Origin of the sequence: Streptomyces capillispiralis (genome assembly GCF_007829875.1) — a bacterium.
Taxonomy (GTDB): Bacteria; Actinomycetota; Actinomycetes; order Streptomycetales; family Streptomycetaceae; genus Streptomyces; species Streptomyces capillispiralis.
The window spans coordinates 1,089,018-1,109,614 of sequence record NZ_VIWV01000001.1 but is presented as its reverse complement, the minus strand read 5'-3'; the positions used below and the strand labels follow the sequence as shown (position 1 = coordinate 1,109,614).

Here is a 20,597-nt window from a genome sequence, read left to right as displayed (position 1 = left end):
CCCGTCAATTGCAAGTTTAGGTGGCTGCCCTAGTCCGTAACGCACTTGAGCGATTCTTTTCAGGCGCACAAACTCGGTCACTTCGTAACCTCCCCCAGGAGCTGCTGAATCTGCGCCTCGAGATCCTGCAACTCGGCATCGATATCTGCCAACGGTCGCGGTGGTTCATACTGGTAAAAATGACGCGTTACGGGAATGTCGTATCCGATTTTCGTTTTACTGTTGTCGACCCAAGCGTCCGGCATGTGCGGGTGAACTTCTCGCTGCAGGTACTCCTTGACGTCCTGGCCCAGCGGCACATTCTCGTAGTCTCGAAGCTCGGCATCCGGCTCGGGTTTGCCTGCAATGAGCTGTACCTCGCCCTCTGGATCCCGTACCCCGATCACATCCCGCAGTGCCTTGTTGAAGGGAGCCCCAGTCGGCCATGTTTCGCCAGCCTGCACCACCGCATCCTTCAGCGCGAGCCAAGCCTCCTGCTTTGTGCTCCAACTTGAGCCCATCACGGATTTGAACGCGTTCGCTAGCGCCATAGCCTGCGGCATTTTCTGGATCGTCTTCGACGCTTCCAGCGCGGCCAGCGCCTCCTCCGTCACTTTGAATCGCAGCTTCAACGGCCGCTCCACCGTGATCCGCTGGTAGCCGAAGTCCTCGTTACGGAAGACCTTTACCTTGCCGTGTAGCGGGTGCTCCGGATCGTCCACCACTGCCAGTGCCTCGCCGTACAGCTTGACCACTGTCGCAATGTGGTCCGAGCCCAGTTGCTTGCGCTTGTCGCCCAGCGACTTCCGCATCTTCTGCCACTGGTCGCGCGCGTCCAGCAGTACGACCTTGCCCTTGTGGTCCGGGCTCTTCCTGTTCGTCAGGATCCAGAAGTACGTCGAGATGCCGGTGTTGTAAAACAGCTGGTCCGGTAGGGCAACGATGCCCTCCAGCCAGTCGTTCTCCAGGAGCCAGCGCCGGATCTCCGACTCACCCGATCCCGCAGCACCTGTGAACAGCGGTGAGCCATTGAAGACGATCGCGAGCCGTGAGCCACCTCCGCCGTTCACGTCCACGGGCTTCATCTTGGAGATCATGTGTTGAAGAAACAGCAGTGAGCCGTCACTAACCTTGGGCAGCCCCGCCCCGAACCGGCCGGCCTCGCCCAGCGCCTTGTGCTCGTGCTCGACCTCGTCCTTGACCTTCTTCCACTCCACGCCGAACGGCGGGTTGGCCAGCATGTAGTCGAAGGTCTTGCGGGCGTGCCCGTCGTCGGAGAAGGAGTTGCCGAAGGCGATGTTCTCCGGGTCCTGCCCCTTGATCATCAGGTCTGACCGGCAGATCGCCCACGACTCGGGGTTGAGCTCCTGCCCGTACACCTCCACCGTGGCGTCCGGGTTCAGCTCGGTGATGAGGTCGTCCATCGCGGAGAGCATGCCGCCCGTACCGCAGGCCGGGTCCAAGACCGTACGCACCGCACCCGGAAGCTGGAGTGCGTCACCGTCCGGCGCGACCAGCAGCCGCACCATCAGCTGGATGACCTCACGCGGCGTGAAGTGCTCACCGGCCGTCTCGTTCGACTGCTCGGCGAACCGGCGGATCAGCTCCTCGAAGATGTAGCCCATGTTGTGGTTGGGCACGACCTCGGGACGCAGGTCCAGGTCTGTGAACCTGCCGATGACCTTGTAGAGCAGATCGGCGTCGTCCAGCCGCTTGATCTGCTGCGCGAACTCGAAGCGCTCCAGCACACCCCGCGCGTTGTCGGAAAACGCCCCCACGTACACCAGGAGGTTCTGCGCCGCGTTCTTCGGGTCTCCGGCGATCTTCTTCAGGGTGAGGCCGGTCCTGTTGTAGAAGGAGTGGCCCGAGGCCCGCCGCAGGAAGCGGTCCGGGTCGATGCCGCTGTCCTCGTGCTGCTCCGCGATCTCCGCGACCTTCTCGCGGGTCGGCTCCAGCACGCACTCCAGTCGCCGCAGCACCGTGAACGGCAGGATGACCTTGCCGTAGTCGGACTGCTTGTAGTCCCCCCGCAGGAGGTCGGCGACGGACCACGCGTGGTTCGCCAACTCCGTGTGCTTACTGCTGTTCAACTGGATCCCCGGATTCCTTCCGAAATGTCCCGACCCCACCGCCCGAGCCGATAGATCTGCCCAGGACGGTCCGACAAGTGTGGTCTACAAGTGAGGGCTCGCGTGCCTAATGGGGCGAATCGCCACCCTGGCCGCGTACCTCAGCCGCCTCCCGCGACGGCAGCAACTGGCCGCCCGTAAGCCCGCCCGCCAGCAGCCGTGCCGTCTCCTCCGCCAGCGCGGTCGCCCGCCGCGCCTCCGCCCGGAGTGCGTGCACGTGCCGGAAGGCCTCCCCGTACCGTCGTTGCTCCTCCAGCGGCAGCAGCGGCACACGCAGCCGACCGGGGCTGACCGTCAGGACCGTACTGCCCGTCGACGCGCCCGCGATGTTCTCCTCCGCCCCCAGGAACCCGGCGAGGAACCAGGCGTCCAGGCGGGCCGGGTCCGGCCGGAAGAGGTGGACGTGGGGGCCGGGCAGCGCGCCGGCGTCCTCCTCGCCCGCGACCCGGGCCATCGGGCCGCCCTCGTTCGCGATCGCTCGCACGAGAACGTCCCCGACGGCGATCACGGGTGCCGTGCCGTCGTACAGCCCCGTCGGCTCTCCCGTGGGACCCGAGCCGGTCGCGATGTCCGATCCGGTGATCACCGCCCGGGTCTCGGGTCGCCCCTCCTCGCCGCCGGCGGCGTGTGCCCGGGTCCGCACGCTGTCCGGAACCGTCCGCAGCAAGGTGAGCGCGCCACCGCGCGAGAGGTCGGACGCCGTCGCCGTCCGCCACTCCCGTGCCGAGGCCCCGGCGGCGCTCCAGTCCTCGTGACCGGCGGCCCGCGCGAGCGACTTCGCGGCCTTGACGAGATCCCCGCGTGTGGCGTCGACCCTCGCCGACAGTTCCGCCGGGTCGACCTCGGCCCGTGACGCCCGTACGAGCCGGGCCGGGGTCAGATCCACCACGTCGTCCAAGAGGTCGACCACGCCCACCGCGTGCGCGACACCGGGTTCACCCTCGAACGCGTCGGGATTCTCCATGAACGCCCGCCACGCCCCGAGGGCCCGCGCCGTGACGCCCGGCCAGTCCACGGAGGCGGACCGGGCCGTGCCCCTGGTACGAGCCGGCGGCGTCGTACCGCCGAACCCGGCCGGTGGCCCCGCCGGCCCGTCCGCCGCGGTGTCCACGAAGAGCACCGACTTGCGCTCCGGGCCCCCCGGTTCGGGCCGTTGCAGCACCCACACCTGAAGCCCGACGTGCAACGGCACCGACGCCCCCGCGGGCAGCGCGATCACCGCGCGCAACGCCCCGCTGCGCACCAGCTCGGCCCGTACGCGACGTCCCGACGCGCGCCCGGCCGTGGCCGGCGGCAGGAGCAGCGCCGCGTAGCCGCCGGGTGCGAGGTGAGCGAGCGCGTGCTGCACCCACGCCAGCTCCGACTCGGCGCGGGCCGGCACGCCGTACGCCCAGCGGGGGTCGTACGCCAGCTCGTCGTGCCCCCAGTCCCGGACGCCGTACGGCGGATTACACAGCACCGCGTCGGCGACCAGGCCGGGAAAGGCGTCCGCGCGGAGACTGTCGGCGGCGCGCACGGTGACCGAAGCCTCCGGCTCCGTCAGGGTCAGGCTCACGGCGCTGCGCAGCGCCTGCACCGGAAGCGCGTCCTGGCCGCACAGCTCGCGCGCGCCCCGGCGGGCGGCGGCCGCCAGCAGGGTGCCGCTGCCGCAGGCCGGGTCCAGAACGCGGGACGGTGATCCAGGGATCAGGCCGGCCAGCAGGTCCGCGAGCGGTGCCGGTGTCCGGTACGCGCCGGACGCGGCACTGTCCTCCAGCTCCCGCTCCGCGAGTACGCCCAGTGCGGCCTGACCGCCCTCGTCACGTACGCACGCGTACAGCGCGCGCAGCACCGCCGCGTCGGCCGTGTCGAAACGGACGGGGCCGGTGGCCGGTACGGCGTCCGCGGCCGACTCCGCGTCGCGCTGCGCCCGGTCGACGACCTCCGTGTCCGGCAGGCGCGTGGCGGCCGTCAGCTCCTCCGCCGAGTGGCTCGCCGCCGCCAGGACGACGAGCAGCAGCCCTTCCGAGGTACCGCTGCCGCCGCTCTGCGCACGCAGACGCAGCATCGTACGGAGTTCCTCCGACGGGGTCGCCGCCGAGGCGTGACCGCGTGAGGCGAGCCATGTGCGCACGGTCTCCAGGTCGTACAGCGGGCTGCTGTCCGTGCCGCCGGCCGGCGCGGGGAAGTCCTCGTGCCGACGACGCCAGTTGCTGACCGTGGCCCGCGTGACCCCCGCGATGCGGGAGATCTCGGCGGCGGTCACCTGCGCGGATGACTGGGGCATGGCGGCAGTCCTGAGCCTTTCTGGAGTGAACGGTCACAACCTATAGCACGCGTCAAATCCGTCAACGTGTTTGACCGTGCTTTCGCTGTTATGCTTCTCTGGGATTGCTTCCGAGTGGAAGTGGCTCCGCAACTCCGGGGGGAGACTCATGCGCCTGACCATGCCGACCGCTGTCGTCGAGGGCACCCAGCTCACCGCGATGCCGTTCCGCGCCGACGCCGTCGTCGGGACGATGTCCGTGCCGACGCTCGTCCAGCTCGTGCCGTCGCCCCGTGCCGAGGAGGACCCGCGTCGGCTGAAGGCCGCGTCCGGTCTGGTGCGCCGGCACGCCGAGCTGCGCGCCACCGTGCAGCGCACGCTGAAGTCCTCACAGAAGGGCAAGAACGTCGGCTCGTACGCCGAGTACATCGCCGCCGGACTGAAGGGCGAGCTCGGCGCGGCGTGGTCCACGCCGCCGGTCACCCTCTGGCACGCCGGCCCGCTCGCCGCGCTCAGCGGCGAACTCGTCCCCGGCAGCGGCCTGCGCACCCTCACCGTCGCGCCCGGCACGGTGGTCATCGCCATCGACGGCGAGACCCAGACCACCGCCTGGCACGACCTCTACGACGACCCCGAGGCGTACGGCCTGACCTACCCCGAACTCGCCCAGGTGCGCCTGCCGTTCGAGCTGTACATCGACCTCGCGCCCGCCGACGCACGGCAGATCTTCTACGACCGCAACGTGCAGGGCGTGGCCGTCGCCAAGAACCTGGCCATGTCCATGGACCAGCGCGACTACGGCACCCGGCTCGCACACCTGGTCGCCGACTCGGTGCATGTCGACGTGGACGGCCAACGCGTTCCGTTCGCGCGGCTGGTGAACGTCAGCAAGCGGCAGGTGTCCGCGAGTGACCGCGAGGTCGTCACCCTCTCCGCGCTGCGCGCCCTCGTGGTCACCACGCTCTACGGGCGAAACGGTCTCCAGCGGTCCGCCGAATCGGTACACGAGGACGAACTGCCGGCGGCCTACCGGCCTGAACAGGTCGAGGCCACCGTCCTGCCCGTCCTCACGCAGCTCCTCGCCCGCCACGCCCACCACTTCACCTCGCGCAGCGCCATCACCGCGCCCGCCGTCCTCGCCGGGATCGGCATCGCCGCCCACCACACCATGCCGTGGACCGACACGGCATCCGCCTTCCGCGCGGACGACCTGGTCCGTCTCCTCGGCGACATCCGCTGGGAACGCGAGGCGAAGTACTGGGACGGCGTCGCCGCCAAGACCGGCACCTCGGGACGCCTCAACTTCAGCGGCGGCGTCAAGGACTCCGGCGGCCGGGTCGCCGAGGCGATCCTCTACCCGGCGACCGAGGCGGGGCGCAGGATCCGCGGCTTCTGATTCCCGGCGTACACCCGGACGCCCGGCGCATCACGTTCACCCGTCCCCTCTCGCACGCACCCCGGAAACGGAGCCTGTCATGACCTTCCACCAGCCTCCCCCGCCGCCCGGCCACAGTCCCCAGGGCGCCGGCCCCTTCGGCCTCGGCACACCCACCGGCCCCGGACAGCCCGCCCACAGTCGCAGACGGTGGCTGAAGTACGGGGCGGTCGCGCTGGTCTCCCTGTTCGTCGGTGTCGGTATCGGAGCCGGCAGTGGCTCGGCGGACACCGTCGAGGAGACCGGCGACAGCAAGGCCGCACCCCGTCCCACGGTCACCATCACCGAAACCGCCGGGGCCGAAGCCCCTGAGCCCGCGCCCACCGTCACCGAGACCGTGACCGAGACGGTCACCGCCAAGCCGAAGAAGACCAAGAAGCCAGGCCCGGCGACCCGCTTCTCCGGCGACGGCGAGTACCTGGTCGGCGAGGACATGAAGGCCGGCACCTACAAGACCGCCGGTCCGGCAGACGAGTGGGGCTGCTACTGGGAACGGGCCAAGGACGCCAGCGGTGAGTTCGAAGCCATCATCACCAACAACAACCTCACCGGCCAGGGGCGGGTGACGCTCAACAACGGCGAGTACTTCAAGACCAACGGCTGTCAGGAGTGGAAGAGGGTGGGGTAGGGCAGGTGCCCCTGACTCGGCTCAGGGAGCGGCCGGCGAGGTGAGCAACAAATCCATAACAACGGAAGATGGCCGCTTCGCTGAGGCACGGGCCAGGGGAGCGTGCCAGCTGGCGGTTATCCCTGTCTGGTGAGCTTCTCGGGATTCGCACGGTGCATCACCGGGAGGACATAGGTGGAGATTTGCGAGTTTTCGATTCACAAGTGCATGGGATCGGCGCTTTAGGTGGCACCACCACTTATGTGGGCCGCAACCATGCGCTATCTCTAGTGGTCCATAAGGTGCAGCTCGTGAAGTGGGGGGTCTGCTTCGCAAGTGCGCCCATGGCGGGACGGGCCGCAACTCAGTAGGACATCGGATGGGGAGCCGAGGCAGAACGTGGATTTCACTCCGTACGCCGCGTGGCAGAAGGTGCTCGAGGAGGCATTCTTCAGCCCGGCGTGGGACGGCCATCCGGTCGTCATGTACATGGATGACGATGAGGCGGCGGACATGCGGCGCAGCCTCAGCCTGGAAGTACCGCTCGCCGAAGCGGTGAGCCGCGTCATAGCGGTCGGCAGTACGAAGCCGTATGAGCAGGTTGAGCAGTACGAGCTGATTCACCGCAGCGACGACAGGGCCCCGGCGGTGCTCCCCCTCCTCGCCTGCTCGGTCATCGCGGCCACTCGTATGGCCAACGACGGGGTCAGGCGGGCCACGAACTACCACAGCCACTTCTCACAGCTGCTCGCCGGACGCGAGGGGGTGCTGACGTCGGCCAAGCATCAGAGCGTGGCAGGCATGTGGCAGCGGCTGGCCTCCTGGCAGCACCGCTGGGGCACCTACCGGGGAATCTGCACCATCCCCTCTCCGGCGGACCTGCCGCACAACCAGGCCCGGATCGGCTATGCGCTGTCGCAGGCCGTCCTCCGCGGAACTGACCGGCAGTTGCTGCCGAAGTTCTTCGAGGCGGTACGGCAGCACCACCGAACGGTCTGGCCCCTGCCTGGCGCCGTCCTCGTGGAGTACCTCGAGAAGTGGGGACAGGCCTACTCCTTCTCGCCCAAGTTCCTGCGGGCCGTCAGGCACCCGGAGTTCCGCCCGCTCGTTGAGAAGATCCTCGGCAACTTCGCCAATGTCTGGGATGGCTCGCCCTACTTCGTGGGCCAGGGCATCCCCCGGGCCGAGCTGCTGGTTCGCTTCGAGAGCCGCAAGCTCGGCTGGCTGGCGAAGCTTTCCAAGCCGGGAGAGCCGGAATACGAGCTCTCCGGCGGAGTCCGGATGAGGAGGCTGGGGGAGACCGGGTACTACGCGCTCGACGGCCTGAAGCTGCCCGACGACCGCTCTCTGCGCACCGGTGTCCAGCTGGCAGGTGAGGGGATCGTGGTGGGCCGCCCAGCCTCCTCCCTCGTCGTGCTGCGGCAGAACAACGACCTGGACTGCTTCACCAGCGTCGACCGCTTCGTCCCCGGCGAGCAGCACATGCTGCTCGCCGCGCCGGAAGCGCAGCGGGACGTCGAGACCGTGCTGGAGCGCGCGGCCTCGCCTGGAGTCGAGCCGAAGCGGGGGCGGCTGTCCTGGATGCCGGAGGGGTGGTCCCTGCACCACCGGGTCGTCTTCGACGACGCGGTCACCCTCCGGCAGGCGATCCGCGATGTCCAGGGTGCGATGCTCGCGGTTCAGCCCCCGCCGCAGTACAAGCCGTACCTCCAGGGGGGACTGCCTCTCGCACCCAAGTTCAACAAGCACCTCTACCTCGTGGGAGGAGAGCCCGACCTCGTACTCCCGGACGGCGCGACCGGTGAGGCCCTGCTGGACGGGCAGCCTCCGCGGCCGCCGTTCAAGGCCCGCGGTGTACCGGTAAGCCTGTGGCAGCGAGGACTGTCCGCGGGGGAGCACCGCATCCAGATGGAGGACACCGAGGTCACCTTTCACACGGCTGAGGAGGCGCCAGCCGCTGCGGACCCGGAGCGGGTCGCCGGATTCAGGCATTCCGGAACTCGCGCGGACGCCTTCGCCACGACGAAGGACGAGGGTACGGGACTCCTGCGGGGCGCTCAGCTCGGACAGGCGGGCAGCGGTGCCGTGCCGCAAGTCGCCTTCTGCCGCAGGGGAGCGGCGAGGACGGTGTTCGTGGCATCCGACGGACGCGCGTGGGAGGTCACTGAACCGGTCACGCCCATGTGGTGGGAACGGCTCCCTGAGACACCCTCCGACTACTACTTCGAAGTCGAGCTCCGCGGCTGCGGCGGCTGGATCGTCCAGTTCCGGCGCGGAGCATGGCACGTGGATCCGGTGAGCCCGCGGGAGCCGGACTTCAGCGCGGGGCCGGAACACCGGGGGTGGGCGGCGGCAGTGCTGGAGGCCGAGGAAGGAAGCGGGGATCCGCTGTGGCAGTCGTACGTGCGCAGGGCGCGGGAGGTCCGCAAGTGAACTCCGTGGGCGACCTGCTGATGCGATGGGTCAGCGAACTCGGCGGTGGCAAGGTGGCGGACCTGCGGGCCGGCGTGCTCAGGACCGCCCGCGGCCGGGGCCTGAACGTGCGGGACGGGGCGGAAGGGCGCTGGATCCGGGACATGTCAGCCCTGGGCCACCTTGACGTCGACTGGAGGCGTGGAGTGTGGTCCGCGGCTCCGCCCGTCCTGACTCGCCTGCCCTTCTCCGACGGCCTGGCGCTGATCACGGGACGGCGCACCGCGGCGCTTGGACGCGCGGTCGACCAGGCTGCCGAGGAATGGGCCGTCGTCCTGCCGGTCGTCAACGAAACCGCTGAGGGGGACATCCCCGTCCCCCGGTCCCTCCTGCTCCAGTACGACACCCCTGACGAACTGCCCGAGCGGGCGGACGAGCTGGGCTGTTCCTACTCCCCGTGCGCGGCGCTCCAGACGTTCTCCCTGCTCCCGGACCTCGAGCCGGGACCGCCCGCCGCACCTCCGGCACCCGGCAACGTCCAGACCGTCGAGAGGTACGACCCGGTCAAGCGCACCTACGAACCCGCGGACTCCTACAGCCAGGACGGGCTGTACCGGTGGCGGGGTGCCGACTGGTCACGCCTCGTGCAGATCAGGCGCGGCAGCGGGTTCCAGAGCACGGAACACGAGTACGGCGTGTACCTCGAACTGGAGCGCACCGGCACGGGAAGCATCCGGTGGCAGCCTGAATCCGGGGCCGGGCGGGAACGGGTCGGCACGCTCTTCGTGGACTGGGGCGCGCCCCTGCCACCGCTGCACGCCCGTGCCGCCGTCCTGTGCACAGGACTCCAGCCACGGTTCAGCAGCGTCGCCGAGACCGTCCGCTACGACAACGTTCCCCGTGCGGCCGCCGAACGGCTAGCACGCTCCCTCCGGCAGGAGCTGGAGATCCACCACCCGAAGAGCACGGCCACCGGAAGGACGAACTGATGACGGACAGCGATGCGGCGGCCGTGAACGTCCCGGGCAGCGACATCCCCGGCACTTTCAAAGCGCTGCGGACCGCTCTGATGCGCTACTACGACACGCCCTTCGGCGTCGACGACCGCTCCGTGATGGAAGAGCGGCGCATGCTGCTCGATGTCGACGGGGGAGCGTGGCGTGAGCCCTTGCTCGAGCTCCGGCCGCAGTACAAATCCAGCGGAGTGCCGCTCGCCGAGTCATTCCGCGCCGCGAAGGCCCATCCCCAGGCGGCCGAGTTCGCGCGGTTCACGATGCCCAGCGGTGTGGACAGCCTGTACCAGCACCAGCATGACGCTCTGGTCACCGCCTGCGGGGAGAAGCGCGACTTCGTCGTGACCGCCGGGACCGGCTCCGGCAAGACCGAGGCGTTCATGCTGCCGGTCATCGCTGACCTGGTCGCGGAGTCCGAGAAGTGGGCCGGAACGGGTGCCTCGCAGCCGGCGTGGTGGCGCAGGGGAAAGACCTTCGAGCCCAGCAGGCAGAACGAGCACGGGCATCCCGCCGCGGTGCGGGCGCTCATCCTCTACCCGACCAACGCCCTGGCGGATGACCAGCTCGTGCGCCTGAGGCGCGCTCTTGACAGTGAGGAGGCGCGGGACTGGCTGGACCAGCACCGGAACGGCCACCGGTTCTACTTCGGGCGCTACACCGGGGCCACTCCGGTCTCTGGCAGCTCCGAGTCCACCCAGGCCGCTGGCCGCCTGCGCGAGTACCTGCAGGAACTCGATGCCCGCCAGCAGCGGGCCGGCGCAGAGATCCACGACTTCATGCCGCGTCTCGGCGGCGCGGAGATGCACGCGCGCTGGGACATGCAGGCAGCAGCGCCGGACATCCTCATCACGAACTACTCGATGCTCAACATCATGCTCCTGCGCCCGCAGGAGGCCTCCATCTTCGAGTCCACGCGACGCTGGCTGCACAGCACCCCCGGGGCCTGCTTCACCCTCGTGCTCGACGAGCTGCACATGTACCGCGGCACGGCGGGAACTGAAGTCGCCTACATGCTGCGCAACCTGCGCCACCGCCTCGGGCTCGACGAGGCGCCGGAGAAATTCCGAGTGCTCGCCGCGTCCGCCTCGCTGGAAGCAGGCCGGGACAACCACTTCCTGGAATCCTTCTTCGCGCTGCCGAAGGGCCGCCACCGTGTCATCCCCGGGTCGCTTGAGCTGCCCGAGGACGGTCCTGCCGACCTGTCCGGCCACGCGTCCGAACTCGCCATGGCCGCTGAGGGGGAACTCAGCGAGGAGCGGGCCAGCGAGCTGCTGTACCGGTCCGCTGGGGGAGACGCTCTGGCACGTGTCCTGGCCCCGGAGGGCAAGCCCAAGGCGATCGAGATGCCAGCGGTGGCGGACACCCTGTTCCCGGGCCTCAGCGACCCGGTGCAACGCGGGACCGCGCTGCACGGACTCCTCCGGGCACTCGGTGCGTCCGCCACGAAGGGACTGCCCAAGCTGCGCGCCCACATGTTCTTCCGGAACATCGACGGCATCTGGGCCTGTTCTGACCCCGAGTGCCCGGACGTCCCCGTCGAGAAGGAGAAGGGCCGCCGGGTAGGACGCCTCTTCCGTGAACCGACATCCCGCTGCACGTGCGGTGCGCGCGTGCTCGAGCTGCTGTACTGCCAGAACTGCGGTGACCTCATGCTCGGTGGCTACACCGCTCCGTCCCTGCTGGGCAAGGACTCGTTCCGGGGAGCGCTCCACACGGACTACCCCGAGTTCGACCAGCTGCCCGACCTGGCTTCGGGTGCGCCGAACGCGGGCAACTACGTCGTGTACTGGCCGAGCAAGGACCGGCACGGACTGGACAAGACCGAGTGGGAGGTGTCCCGGGTCAACAACGGCCCGTCAGTGGCCTTCCAGTTCCGGGCCAGCAAGTACCACCCGGGTACGGGAAGGCTTGCCAACGACAAGGCGGCGCCCACGGGCTGGTCCTTCCACGCTGTGCCCGACCGGGGACAGGACGGCAAAGCCCTGGTGGACCTGCGCGGCCTGAAGGCGTTTCCCACCCGGTGCCCGGCGTGCGGTGACGACTGGGAGATCAGGCGCGGCAAGGACGGCAAATGGCTCGACATCGAGGAGCGGCTGCGCAGTGCTCCGGTACGCAGGATGCGTACCGGTTTCGACAAGATCAACCAGGTGCTGACCAGCGAAGCCCTCGGGCATATGCCGGACGGCGAGCGTAAGATCATCGCTTTCTCCGACAGCCGCGACGACGCCTCCGACCTTGCCAGCGGCCTCGCGCTGCGCCACTACCAGGACCTTCTCAGGCTCCTGACCGCGAAGGCCGTGGCGGACCAGGGCGACCCTTTCGCGGACCTGCAACTCGTCAAGACCTACTACGAGAAGAAGTCGCCTGACCCGGAGCAGATGAAGGCGGCCGCCCGGAGGCTGAGGGACCGGCATCCCCGGGAGTTCTCCGAACTCAAGGACATCCTCACGGACGATCCCATGGCGGACCCGGCGAAGCAGCCCGAACTGGAGTCGGTGCTGGGCCGTCTTCCTTCCCTTACGGACCTGCAGTACGACCTCCGGGGAATGGTCCTGGAACGGGGCCTCAACCCTGGAGGCCCTGCCGCCTCCCTTCAGGAGTGCAGCAACGGTGTGCGGTGGACCTCGCTGTTCGACTGGAAGGGGGACAGAGGGATCCGCGCAGGGCTCGGGCCCGAACAGGAGGAACTGCTCAAGCGCCTCAGCGAAAGCCTCGGACGGGAGTTCCTTCTGGGCCTGTTCTCAAGTGCGGGAAGGGACTTCGAATCCCTCGGCCTGGGCTGGCTCAGCTTGGCGACGGACCGTTCCCCGCTGGACATGACGCCGGACTCCGATGTGGCAGTGGCGCGCGCCAGCCTGAGGATCCTCGGCCACATGCGCCGCTTCTCCGGACTGAGGGCAGGTCTCGAGAAGGCTCCGGCTCCCCTGAGGAGGTACTGGGAAGACCTCTCCCAGCGGTACGGCGGTGACGTGGAGTCGTACCAGGACCGGGTACTGGCGGTATGGGGACAGGCTGTCGCCCAGTACACCATCGACCCGTCGAAAGTGGCCCTGCGCTCCGGCGACGGCAGAGTGTGGATCTGCTCCGGCTGCCGACGCCCCCACCTGCACCCGGGCACCCTGCTGTGCACCAAGTGCCGTACCGAACTGCTGACGCAACCGGGCAACTTCACCGGCGCGCTCAACGACGACTACTACGCCTGGAAAGCGGACAGCCGCACCGGCGACTTCCCGCTGCGCGCCATGGAGCTCACGGGACAGACGGACCGTCTCGACGCCCAAGCACGGCAGGCACGGTTCCAGAACGTCTACATCGGCGAAGACAGCGAGCCTGAGGCGGACGGCATCGAAGTCCTCTCCGTGACGACCACCATGGAGGCCGGCGTCGACGTGGGCTCCCTGAATACCGTGCTCATGGCGAACATGCCTCCGACCCGCTTCAACTACCAGCAGCGGGTGGGACGTGCCGGCCGCCGGGACAGCCCGGCGGCAACGGCGTTGACCGTCTGCCGCGGGCGCAGCCACGACGAGCACTACTTCGCCAGCCCCGAGGAGATCACCAACGCTCCTACCCCCGCGCCGTACCTCGCGCTCGGCATGCCGTCCATCTTCAAACGGGTGCTCCTCGGCGAAGTGCTCCGGCAGGCGTTCGAGTCCTTCGCGAAGGACGGCAGTCAGACCGACGGTGACATGACCCGCAACGTCCACGGGGAGTTCGGGCTGGCCAGCGGCTGGGTCAAGCACCGGTCCGCCGTGCGGAAGTGGGTCAACGGCAACACCGAGGCCATCAAGTCCGTCTCGAAGGCACTGCAGTCCCACACCCCTGAGCCTGTCGCCTCCCTTGACCCCGTTGCCTGTGTGCTGGAGACACTGGGGGAGATAGACGGCATCGCGGAGTCGGTCACCGGACATCCGGATCTCAGCCAGCGGCTCGCTGAGTCCGGGCTTCTGCCCATGTTCGGGTTCCCGACCAGGGCGCGGCTCCTCTACACCGAAGTGCCGCAGAAGAACTTCCCCTGGCCGCCCCAGGGCGCTGTGAACCGTGACCTTGCCGTCGCGCTCACCAAGTTCGCGCCCGGCTCGGAAACCCCCCGGGACGGACGTCTCTACCAGTCCATGGGCGTGGTCTCCTTCACTCCCGGCTTCCGTGCGCCCAAGCCTGTCGAGGAGCCGTTCGGCCCCGAGAAGAAGCTGGCGATGTGCCGCCTGTGCGCCCACATCGAGCCCGTGGACAACGACGAGGAACCCAAGGAATGCCCTGCCTGCGGTGCGACAGGGCGGAATTACACCGCGTTCCCGATGCGCGAGCCGGCGGGCTTCCGCGCTGGAGTGCCCCGCGACTACGACGGTGTACGCGAGTGGGGCAGCAGCAGCGCCAGTCCGCGGACGGCCGCCAACCTCGAGACGGACGCACCCCGGGTCGAACGCGATGCTGACGACTGGCTCGTCGTCCACTGCGGTACCGGCGACCGTTACACCGTCAACAACAACAACGGACGCCTCTTCCGCTTCAAGAAGGCGAACTTCCCCTGGAAGGGGTACCACGTCGTCGACAACCCGCGGGCCACTTCCGACTTCGAGACAGCGCTCGGGGCCACGGAGCACACGGACATGCTGTTCATCGGGGCCCGTGACGCCCTGGACGCCGGACGCGGCCTGCGCTTCGACATGTCGCATTCAGAGCAGGCCAGTGGATTCCCCGACGCCTATCACGGTCGCCGCGCCGCCTGGTACTCGCTCTCCGCCCTGCTCCGCCGCGCCGCGGCACCCCTTCTGGACGTGCAGCCTGAAGAGCTCCTCTCCGGCATTCACGGCTCCGCGTCAGCGGCCTCGCCTGTCATGGCGTACCTCGCCGACAGCCTGGAGAACGGCGCGGGATTCAGCACGCACCTCGGTTCCCCGGAACGGATTGAGGAGTTCCTCGACGCCGTGGACGACTACGTCGGTGCGCTCCGGGGCGAGCATGCCGCCACCTGCGGGGGATCGTGCTACCGCTGCCTGCGCGACTACTCGAACATGCGGATCCATCCCCTGCTGGACTGGAGGCTCGCCCGAGACCTCCTCGGCGTGCTCCGTGGCACCCCCCTCTTCATCGACAGCGCGCATTACGGGAAGCTTCTTGAACGGTGGGCTGAGGACAGGTCCGGACTGGAGGCCCGGATCACGCAGAGCCCTTACGGGAAACTCGCCCTGGCAGAGGCAGACCTGAGTGAAGAACCGGTAGCAGTGGCCGTTAAGCACCCGCTTGAGGCACTGCTTCCCGAATGCGAGGCACCGAGGCTGCGGCAGATCACCACCTACGTCAAGGAGAATGGCTTGGCGGAGCAGGTCGCCTTCGTCGACGCATATTGCCTTGACCGCATCCCCGCCGCGGTCACCTCGGACATCATCGACTTCGCGGAGGGCCTGTGACCACTGAGTCTGTGCCTCCTGCCACTGGCCGGGAAACCAGCCAGTCCGCGGGCCGGGGCGCGCCCAGCCGCGCCCAGTTGCTGGAGCGTGAAAGGCAGCGGCGCATGGCTCTGATCGCGGAGCGTGCCCGGAGCGGGCCGGCTCCGGCGCCGGATCCAGCCCTTGGTGACGGCACGGCAGGATCAGCAGCGGTGGCGGGCCAGGCCGGCGATGAGCCACCTGCGGTGCCTGTCGGCTTCGGTACCCGGGAGGCGTGGCAGGAAGCTCTTCGCGCAGCGGCTCTCATCGCGGAGGCGGTGCGCGAGACAGGCCAGCCCTGCGAAGGGCTGGGAGACAGGTGGTCCGCACTTACGGCACCCGAGCTCGCCAGGGCAGTCGTGCAAGCGGTGCGATGCCTGGCATCCGTGGAGGCAGTGAGGTTGCTCGCGGAGGCACACAAGGCAGGATTGCAGGTGCTCTCTGACGCCCAAGCTCTGCGTGCGCGGTTCCTTCTGGATGACCTGAGAGGTCTGGAGACCCCCGACCGCGGGCCAGAGGACTCGGAGCCTGAAACCCCGGCGGACCGTACCTGGCGCCTGTATACCTGCTACGAGCGCTTGAAGAAGGCTCCCGTCGAGGCCAGCGCACAGAGAGAACTCACGGAATACCTCCCCCTGCCTGTGGTGGATGACCTGGTGGACGCCGCGTGCCTCACGGCGCGTGCTGTGCCGGAGGAAGGTCCCCGCCGTCTCTATCTCCAGGCACGGCTCACTCCGTCAGGGGTCGGTGCTGACGGCCTGCGGGAACTCGGATGGCACAGCGAACTGCTCCGGCGTGAGTTCTACACCCGCCTCGCGGACGGGGACGCTTCCGTGCTGGACCAGGCATCTGGACTGAGCAGTCGGCAGCGGGAACTCGTCTCTGAGCTCAGAACCGTCAGGGAGAGCGGCCGCGTCACGCATGACCTGAGCAAGAAGCGGTGGTTGTGGCCGGTGCTGGAACGTCTTGCACCGCAGACTCCGGTCGACCTGCGCCGGGACAAGTCATTCGGACCGTGGCTGCTGGTGCGCCGTATCCAGCGTGCGCTCCGTCTGGCCCACCAGTCACGGCTCCGAGGAGAGGAGCAGAAGCACCTGACCCTGCTCAGGGCCGCGTGGAACGACGCGCACGCTCTGCAGCGCTCCTGGACGCTCGCCGGCTGGGAAGCGAGGAACGCCATGGCCTACCTTCTTGTGCTGCACGGCGATGACGGTCCCCGGTATGAGGAGGCGCTCGACACCCTGAGTTCCGCATCCGGCGGCGGTATGCGGGAGGACAGGCTGCCATGGGAGGCCCGACGACGTCTGGAAGGCAACCGTGAGGTCCTGCACCAACTGGCGCGCCAACGCGAGCGGAACCACATTCTGAACCCTTACCTCGTCCTTGGTGTGCCGGACGGGGCTGATAGCTGGAAGGAGCGATGGCGGACACTGCGGCGCAGTCTGGACATGGACGGTGAGGCGCTGGCCAACGAGGCGAAAGACGCGATCGAAGCCTTCGAACGAGGCCGTGCAACCATCCCGCCCTACGCGGTGCCCCTGATGCCCGGGAAATGGGCTCACTCGAGCGTCGACGTGCCCGAGGCTGTCCGCAGTGCCATGCCTATGCCACGGCAGACGGCACCCGCCACGGCCGCCGAGCGTCAGTTCGCGAAGCGGCAAGCGGCAGAGGCCATCGTAGGAACCGCGTGCGACACTATGGGTTTGCCTCCTGTGGGCGAGTCCTCCGAAGACCTTCTCCGAGAGAGCAGCAGCGAGTGAGCAGCACCAAGGGATCCGGCGCAGCCCGGTCCTCGCCGAAGGGGCGCGGCCCGCAGGGCAAGAAGAACGCCGCCTCGAAGAGCCACGGCCGCAAGGCTGCAGACAAGAAGAAGGTGAAGAGGCCCGCGCCGTCCGACCGAGGTAAACCTGCCGCCGCGGCTGCCTCAGGCGCTAAGCAGCCCCCCTTCGTCGTCTGTTCGAGCAGCAGTCATCCAGAGTGCGAGCCGGGCACCTTCGACGCGGCTGCCCTGCTCACATCCGTTCTTGCCGTCGTAGAGCCCAGACTTGAGGAAGGTTTCCGGACCCTCCAGCAGAGCCTGGCAGCGCAAGGAGACGCAGCTGCGGGTGAGCCCGTCTCGCAGGGGCAGGACTTGCGTGCTGTAGGACGCCAGATCGCCGAGGCGCTGCGAGCAGGCGTGATCGAAGGCATGAGGACGAGGGAACGGCATCTGGCTCAGCTGGTACTCATCGACCGGGCAGCCGCCCAAGCCAAGATGCTGCTCCGGCTTCAGGAGCGTATCGGGGCGGAGATCGAGAAGGCCGGTCTCCGGAGAGTGGTCGACCTCGAGGACCTTACGCTGTTCAACTCGGCGGACGGTGCCAGCACGGGAACGGCCGAGAGGACCGGGGCTGAGGTCTTTGAGCTGGTCACGCCGGCCTATGTCGATGCTGATTCGGGACGCGTGATCGAGCGGGGCTGGGTTCGTCAGGCTCCTTCGCCCGGAGCCGCGCTGCCGCAGGGGAAGACACACGGACGGACGTCCCGGCAGCACAAGGACAAGATGGACGAGGTCGGCAGCGGACTTCACCAGTCCGGTCCTGGAGGGGAGGGCTTCACTCAGCCCGTCGACCACAGGGACGCCTCAGGAGCCCGCGTCGCGCTTGAGCAGCAGTCCGTGAGGGAGGCGGAGGAGGCGTCTGTTGAGGTGCCTGCTCACACGGTTCCCGCCGAGGAGCGCGGAAGTTCTGATGCTCAGGAGAAGCGCAACCCTCGTGGAGATGACCATGGGCCGGATACGGTGGGCGTCGATCCGGCTTATCCGGACGGCGGCAATGAGGTTGCACCCGGTCGCACGGGGCGTAATGCGCCTTTGATTCCGGCTTCATTTCTCATCAGACGGCTCCTCGGCGACCCCGCCGAGGAGGGGGAGTCGCAGCGGAGGAACAGTTGACCTACGGAATCGACTTCGGAACCAGCAACTCGGTGGTCGCCCGGTACAACGGCGATACCACCGAGGTCCTTCCTGTCGACAGTGGCAATGTGCCCGCCCAGTGGCGCCAGCCGGAATTTGAGGACTTGTTCCCGTCGGTCCTGTCCGTCCGGGATTTCGATCGCACCTTGTGCTTCGGCTGGGATGCCAAGACGACCACAAGCGATCCTGTCGACGCGGTCAAGCGTATGCTCGGCACCCGGTCCGCGGGAATGGAGCAGGCCAACGAGGACAGCCCGCTCCTGGAGGAGCATCACGTCTGGATCGGCGGTGAGCCGTTCCGTAGCACAGCCGCTGCGGCAGCCCTCTTCGCACAGATGAAGTCGGCCGCGTCACGGCACCTGCTTGACCTGTCCGAGGCGGTCGTCACCGTACCCGCGAACGCCACGGGGGGCGCCCGCTACCGGACGAGAGCCGCGGCACGCCTCGCCGGTATAAAGGTCAAAGCGCTACTCAACGAGCCCACTGCCGCGGCTATTTCCTACGCCACAGATGTAGACATACCTGGACGCCTCCTCATTTTCGACTGGGGTGGCGGCACGATAGATGTCACCGTGCTCGACTACGACGGTAAATACTTTGAAGAGCTCACCTCCCGGGGCATCACCGCACTGGGCGGGCTCGAGTTCGACGAGGCGCTGGCGCGTATTTTCCTGCGCAAGGCCGGTCAGATACCGGAAAATCTGACGCTGCACGAGCGCAATCGCTGGAGGCGCGATGTCGAACTGACCAAGATCGCCCTGTCCCGGAGGGACATAGGTGAGATGGATGTCGACTTCCCCGCTTTGGGTACGAGTCTGAAAGTGTCTCGAGACGAGTACGCCGCTGCGGCCGCCCCGCTCATCGAGCGTGCGATGGATCCTCTGCAGCAGTGTCTTGAGGACTTGGGCATTGGTCCCGCTGACATCGACGCAGTACTCATGATCGGTGGCACCTCTCAGATTCCTGAGGCGCGTGATGCGGTCGGCAGTCTCCTGGGGACTGACCGCATCGTGGACCCGGGCTTGTGTCATCCCATGACTGCGGTGGCGCGCGGCGCGGCCGTTTACTCGGCCGCACTCGACCATCACTTGGACCGGGAGCGCTTCAGCCTGGTAACCAACTACGACTTGGGCACAGCCATCGCAGGTGGCGCCCGCAAGGGATTCGTGCCGATCATCAAGCGGAATCGTACTCTGGCCGCTCGTGGGGAACGGCGCTTCACCCCTGCGAGGCCGAACGCCTCTTCTCTGAGAGTGGAGATCGTCGAGGGAGAAGCAGGTTACGCGGCTGACAGTGACCGTGCGTTCCCGCTCGGGGTGCTCGAAGTCCGCCTCCCGAAGCCCGAACAGGATCCGGAGCGGAACGCCGTAGTCATTGATTTCAGATATGACCACAGTGGCATCTTGCGAGTTAAGGTGGTGCACGAAGTTACCAAGCGACTGCTGATGGAGGCGGAAATCGACTCCTTCGGTAAGGATGGCACCCCGCTGCAGCAAGGGCTCGACGGCGAGCTGAATCGGCTCCTCGCGCACGCTGATACCCCGTTCCTACAGAACGCCGAATCAGAAGGCGTGGGGAGGGAGGGGACTTCGGGTGTGACCTCTGATGTTCTCGAGCCAGAGGTGCATCAGGCGTCAGTGCGGCCCGTCCCTGACTCCGACCTATCGGTCAATGGTGTCGCGCAGCCCCGCATATAACAGCCTGGGTGTCCGTCCGCCCTCTCCTCCGCGCGGAACGCCGCCGTCCTACAGCGGCATGGTCGGCGCCCGGCAACGCTCACGGGCGGACGGACACCTCGCCCTCCGGCACCGGGCGGTCGACGTCCGGGTCGCCGAACTCCGCGCGCAGCGCCTCGAACGCGGTCACCTTCTCCTCGCCGAAGCGGCGGACGTGGGCGGCGTACTCGTCGGGGGAGAGGAACACCGACGGGCGGGACTTGGTGTGGAACTTGTCCGCGTACATCACCAGCCTCTCCTCGTCCGTCACCGCCAGGTAGTCGGCGGGAGGCAGGGGGAGGCCCTGGGTCAGGACGTCCTGCCGCGTGATGCCCACACCCGTGTGATGGGAGCAGAACCGGCGCAACGGCTGGGGGAAGCCTTCCCGTTCGAGGATCTCGTGGCCGAGCAGCCCGTGCCGGACGTAGTTCCCGTGGTCCAGCCGCCCGTCGGCACCGTAGAGGCGGTACACGCCGATGTCGTGGAGGAGGCATCCGGCGCGGACCAGTTCGGCGTCGACGTCGAGACGCGAGGCCGAGACGAGCTGCTCGGCGACGCTCCAGACGATCTCGCAGTGCGTGTGGACGAGCGCGAGCGCCTCGGCGGTGGGCGCGTACTTCTCGTGCAGGGCACGGATCTCTTCGGGTCCCGGAATCCTCACTCGAGGAGCGTAACAACCG

The 20,597-nt window shown here is 68.1% G+C and carries 11 protein-coding genes; 8 read left to right on the top strand and 3 right to left on the bottom strand.

Going from position 1 to position 20,597, the window contains the following annotated elements:
* Positions 1 to 77: 77 nt before the first annotated feature.
* Positions 78 to 2,069, bottom strand: coding sequence for a type I restriction-modification system subunit M (locus FHX78_RS04405; protein ID WP_145866149.1), 1,992 nt, complete (start codon positions 2,067 to 2,069; stop codon positions 78 to 80).
* 106 nt (positions 2,070 to 2,175) lie between these two features.
* The gene (locus tag FHX78_RS04400) at positions 2,176 to 4,374 is read right to left on the bottom strand and encodes an N-6 DNA methylase (RefSeq protein ID WP_189908701.1); all 2,199 of its coding nucleotides are present in this window, start codon (positions 4,372 to 4,374) and stop codon (positions 2,176 to 2,178) included.
* Positions 4,375 to 4,522: 148 nt separating this feature from the next.
* Between FHX78_RS04400 and FHX78_RS04395 the strand changes: the two genes are divergently transcribed.
* The 8 genes from FHX78_RS04395 to FHX78_RS04360 all read left to right on the top strand — a co-directional run bounded on the left by FHX78_RS04395 (position 4,523) and on the right by FHX78_RS04360 (position 19,899).
* Complete coding sequence (locus FHX78_RS04395; RefSeq protein ID WP_145866148.1) at positions 4,523 to 5,749, top strand: DNA sulfur modification protein DndB; 1,227 nt, start codon at positions 4,523 to 4,525, stop codon at positions 5,747 to 5,749.
* A 79-nt stretch (positions 5,750 to 5,828) separates the two neighbouring features.
* A complete protein-coding gene (locus FHX78_RS04390) occupies positions 5,829 to 6,416 on the top strand; it encodes an Rv1352/Rv1906c domain-containing protein (protein WP_229924114.1) in 588 nt (195 codons plus the stop codon).
* Positions 6,417 to 6,794: 378 nt separating this feature from the next.
* Entirely contained in the window at positions 6,795 to 8,828 is a 2,034-nt protein-coding gene (locus FHX78_RS04385) for a hypothetical protein (protein ID WP_145866147.1), read from the top strand.
* A complete protein-coding gene (locus FHX78_RS04380; RefSeq protein WP_145866146.1) occupies positions 8,825 to 9,796 on the top strand; it encodes a hypothetical protein in 972 nt (323 codons plus the stop codon). Before FHX78_RS04385 ends, FHX78_RS04380 begins: the two co-directional genes overlap by 4 nt.
* Complete coding sequence (locus FHX78_RS04375; RefSeq protein ID WP_145866145.1) at positions 9,796 to 15,231, top strand: DEAD/DEAH box helicase; 5,436 nt, start codon at positions 9,796 to 9,798, stop codon at positions 15,229 to 15,231. Before FHX78_RS04380 ends, FHX78_RS04375 begins: the two co-directional genes overlap by 1 nt.
* 452 nt (positions 15,232 to 15,683) lie before the next feature.
* Complete coding sequence (locus tag FHX78_RS04370; RefSeq protein ID WP_145866144.1) at positions 15,684 to 17,009, top strand: hypothetical protein; 1,326 nt, start codon at positions 15,684 to 15,686, stop codon at positions 17,007 to 17,009.
* A complete protein-coding gene (locus FHX78_RS04365) occupies positions 17,006 to 18,181 on the top strand; it encodes a hypothetical protein (protein WP_145866143.1) in 1,176 nt (391 codons plus the stop codon). Before FHX78_RS04370 ends, FHX78_RS04365 begins: the two co-directional genes overlap by 4 nt.
* Positions 18,178 to 19,899 carry an Hsp70 family protein gene (locus FHX78_RS04360; RefSeq protein WP_167531678.1) on the top strand — a complete coding sequence of 574 codons (1,722 nt, stop codon included), beginning with the start codon at positions 18,178 to 18,180 and terminating at the stop codon, positions 19,897 to 19,899. Before FHX78_RS04365 ends, FHX78_RS04360 begins: the two co-directional genes overlap by 4 nt.
* Before the next feature lie 79 nt (positions 19,900 to 19,978).
* On the opposite strand, the gene FHX78_RS04355 is transcribed toward FHX78_RS04360, so the two are convergent.
* Positions 19,979 to 20,578: an HD domain-containing protein gene (locus FHX78_RS04355; RefSeq protein ID WP_145866141.1), complete on the bottom strand. Its 600-nt coding sequence runs from the start codon at positions 20,576 to 20,578 to the stop codon at positions 19,979 to 19,981.
* Positions 20,579 to 20,597 lie beyond the last annotated feature (19 nt).

Coding starts and splice junctions, on each gene's coding strand:
- FHX78_RS04375 (WP_145866145.1), top strand. CDS start 9,796: ATGACGGACAGCGATGCGGCGGCCGTGAACGTCCCGGGCAGCGACATC.
- FHX78_RS04390 (WP_229924114.1), top strand. CDS start 5,829: ATGACCTTCCACCAGCCTCCCCCGCCGCCCGGCCACAGTCCCCAGGGC.
- FHX78_RS04395 (WP_145866148.1), top strand. CDS start 4,523: ATGCGCCTGACCATGCCGACCGCTGTCGTCGAGGGCACCCAGCTCACC.
- FHX78_RS04400 (WP_189908701.1), bottom strand. CDS start 4,374: ATGCCCCAGTCATCCGCGCAGGTGACCGCCGCCGAGATCTCCCGCATC.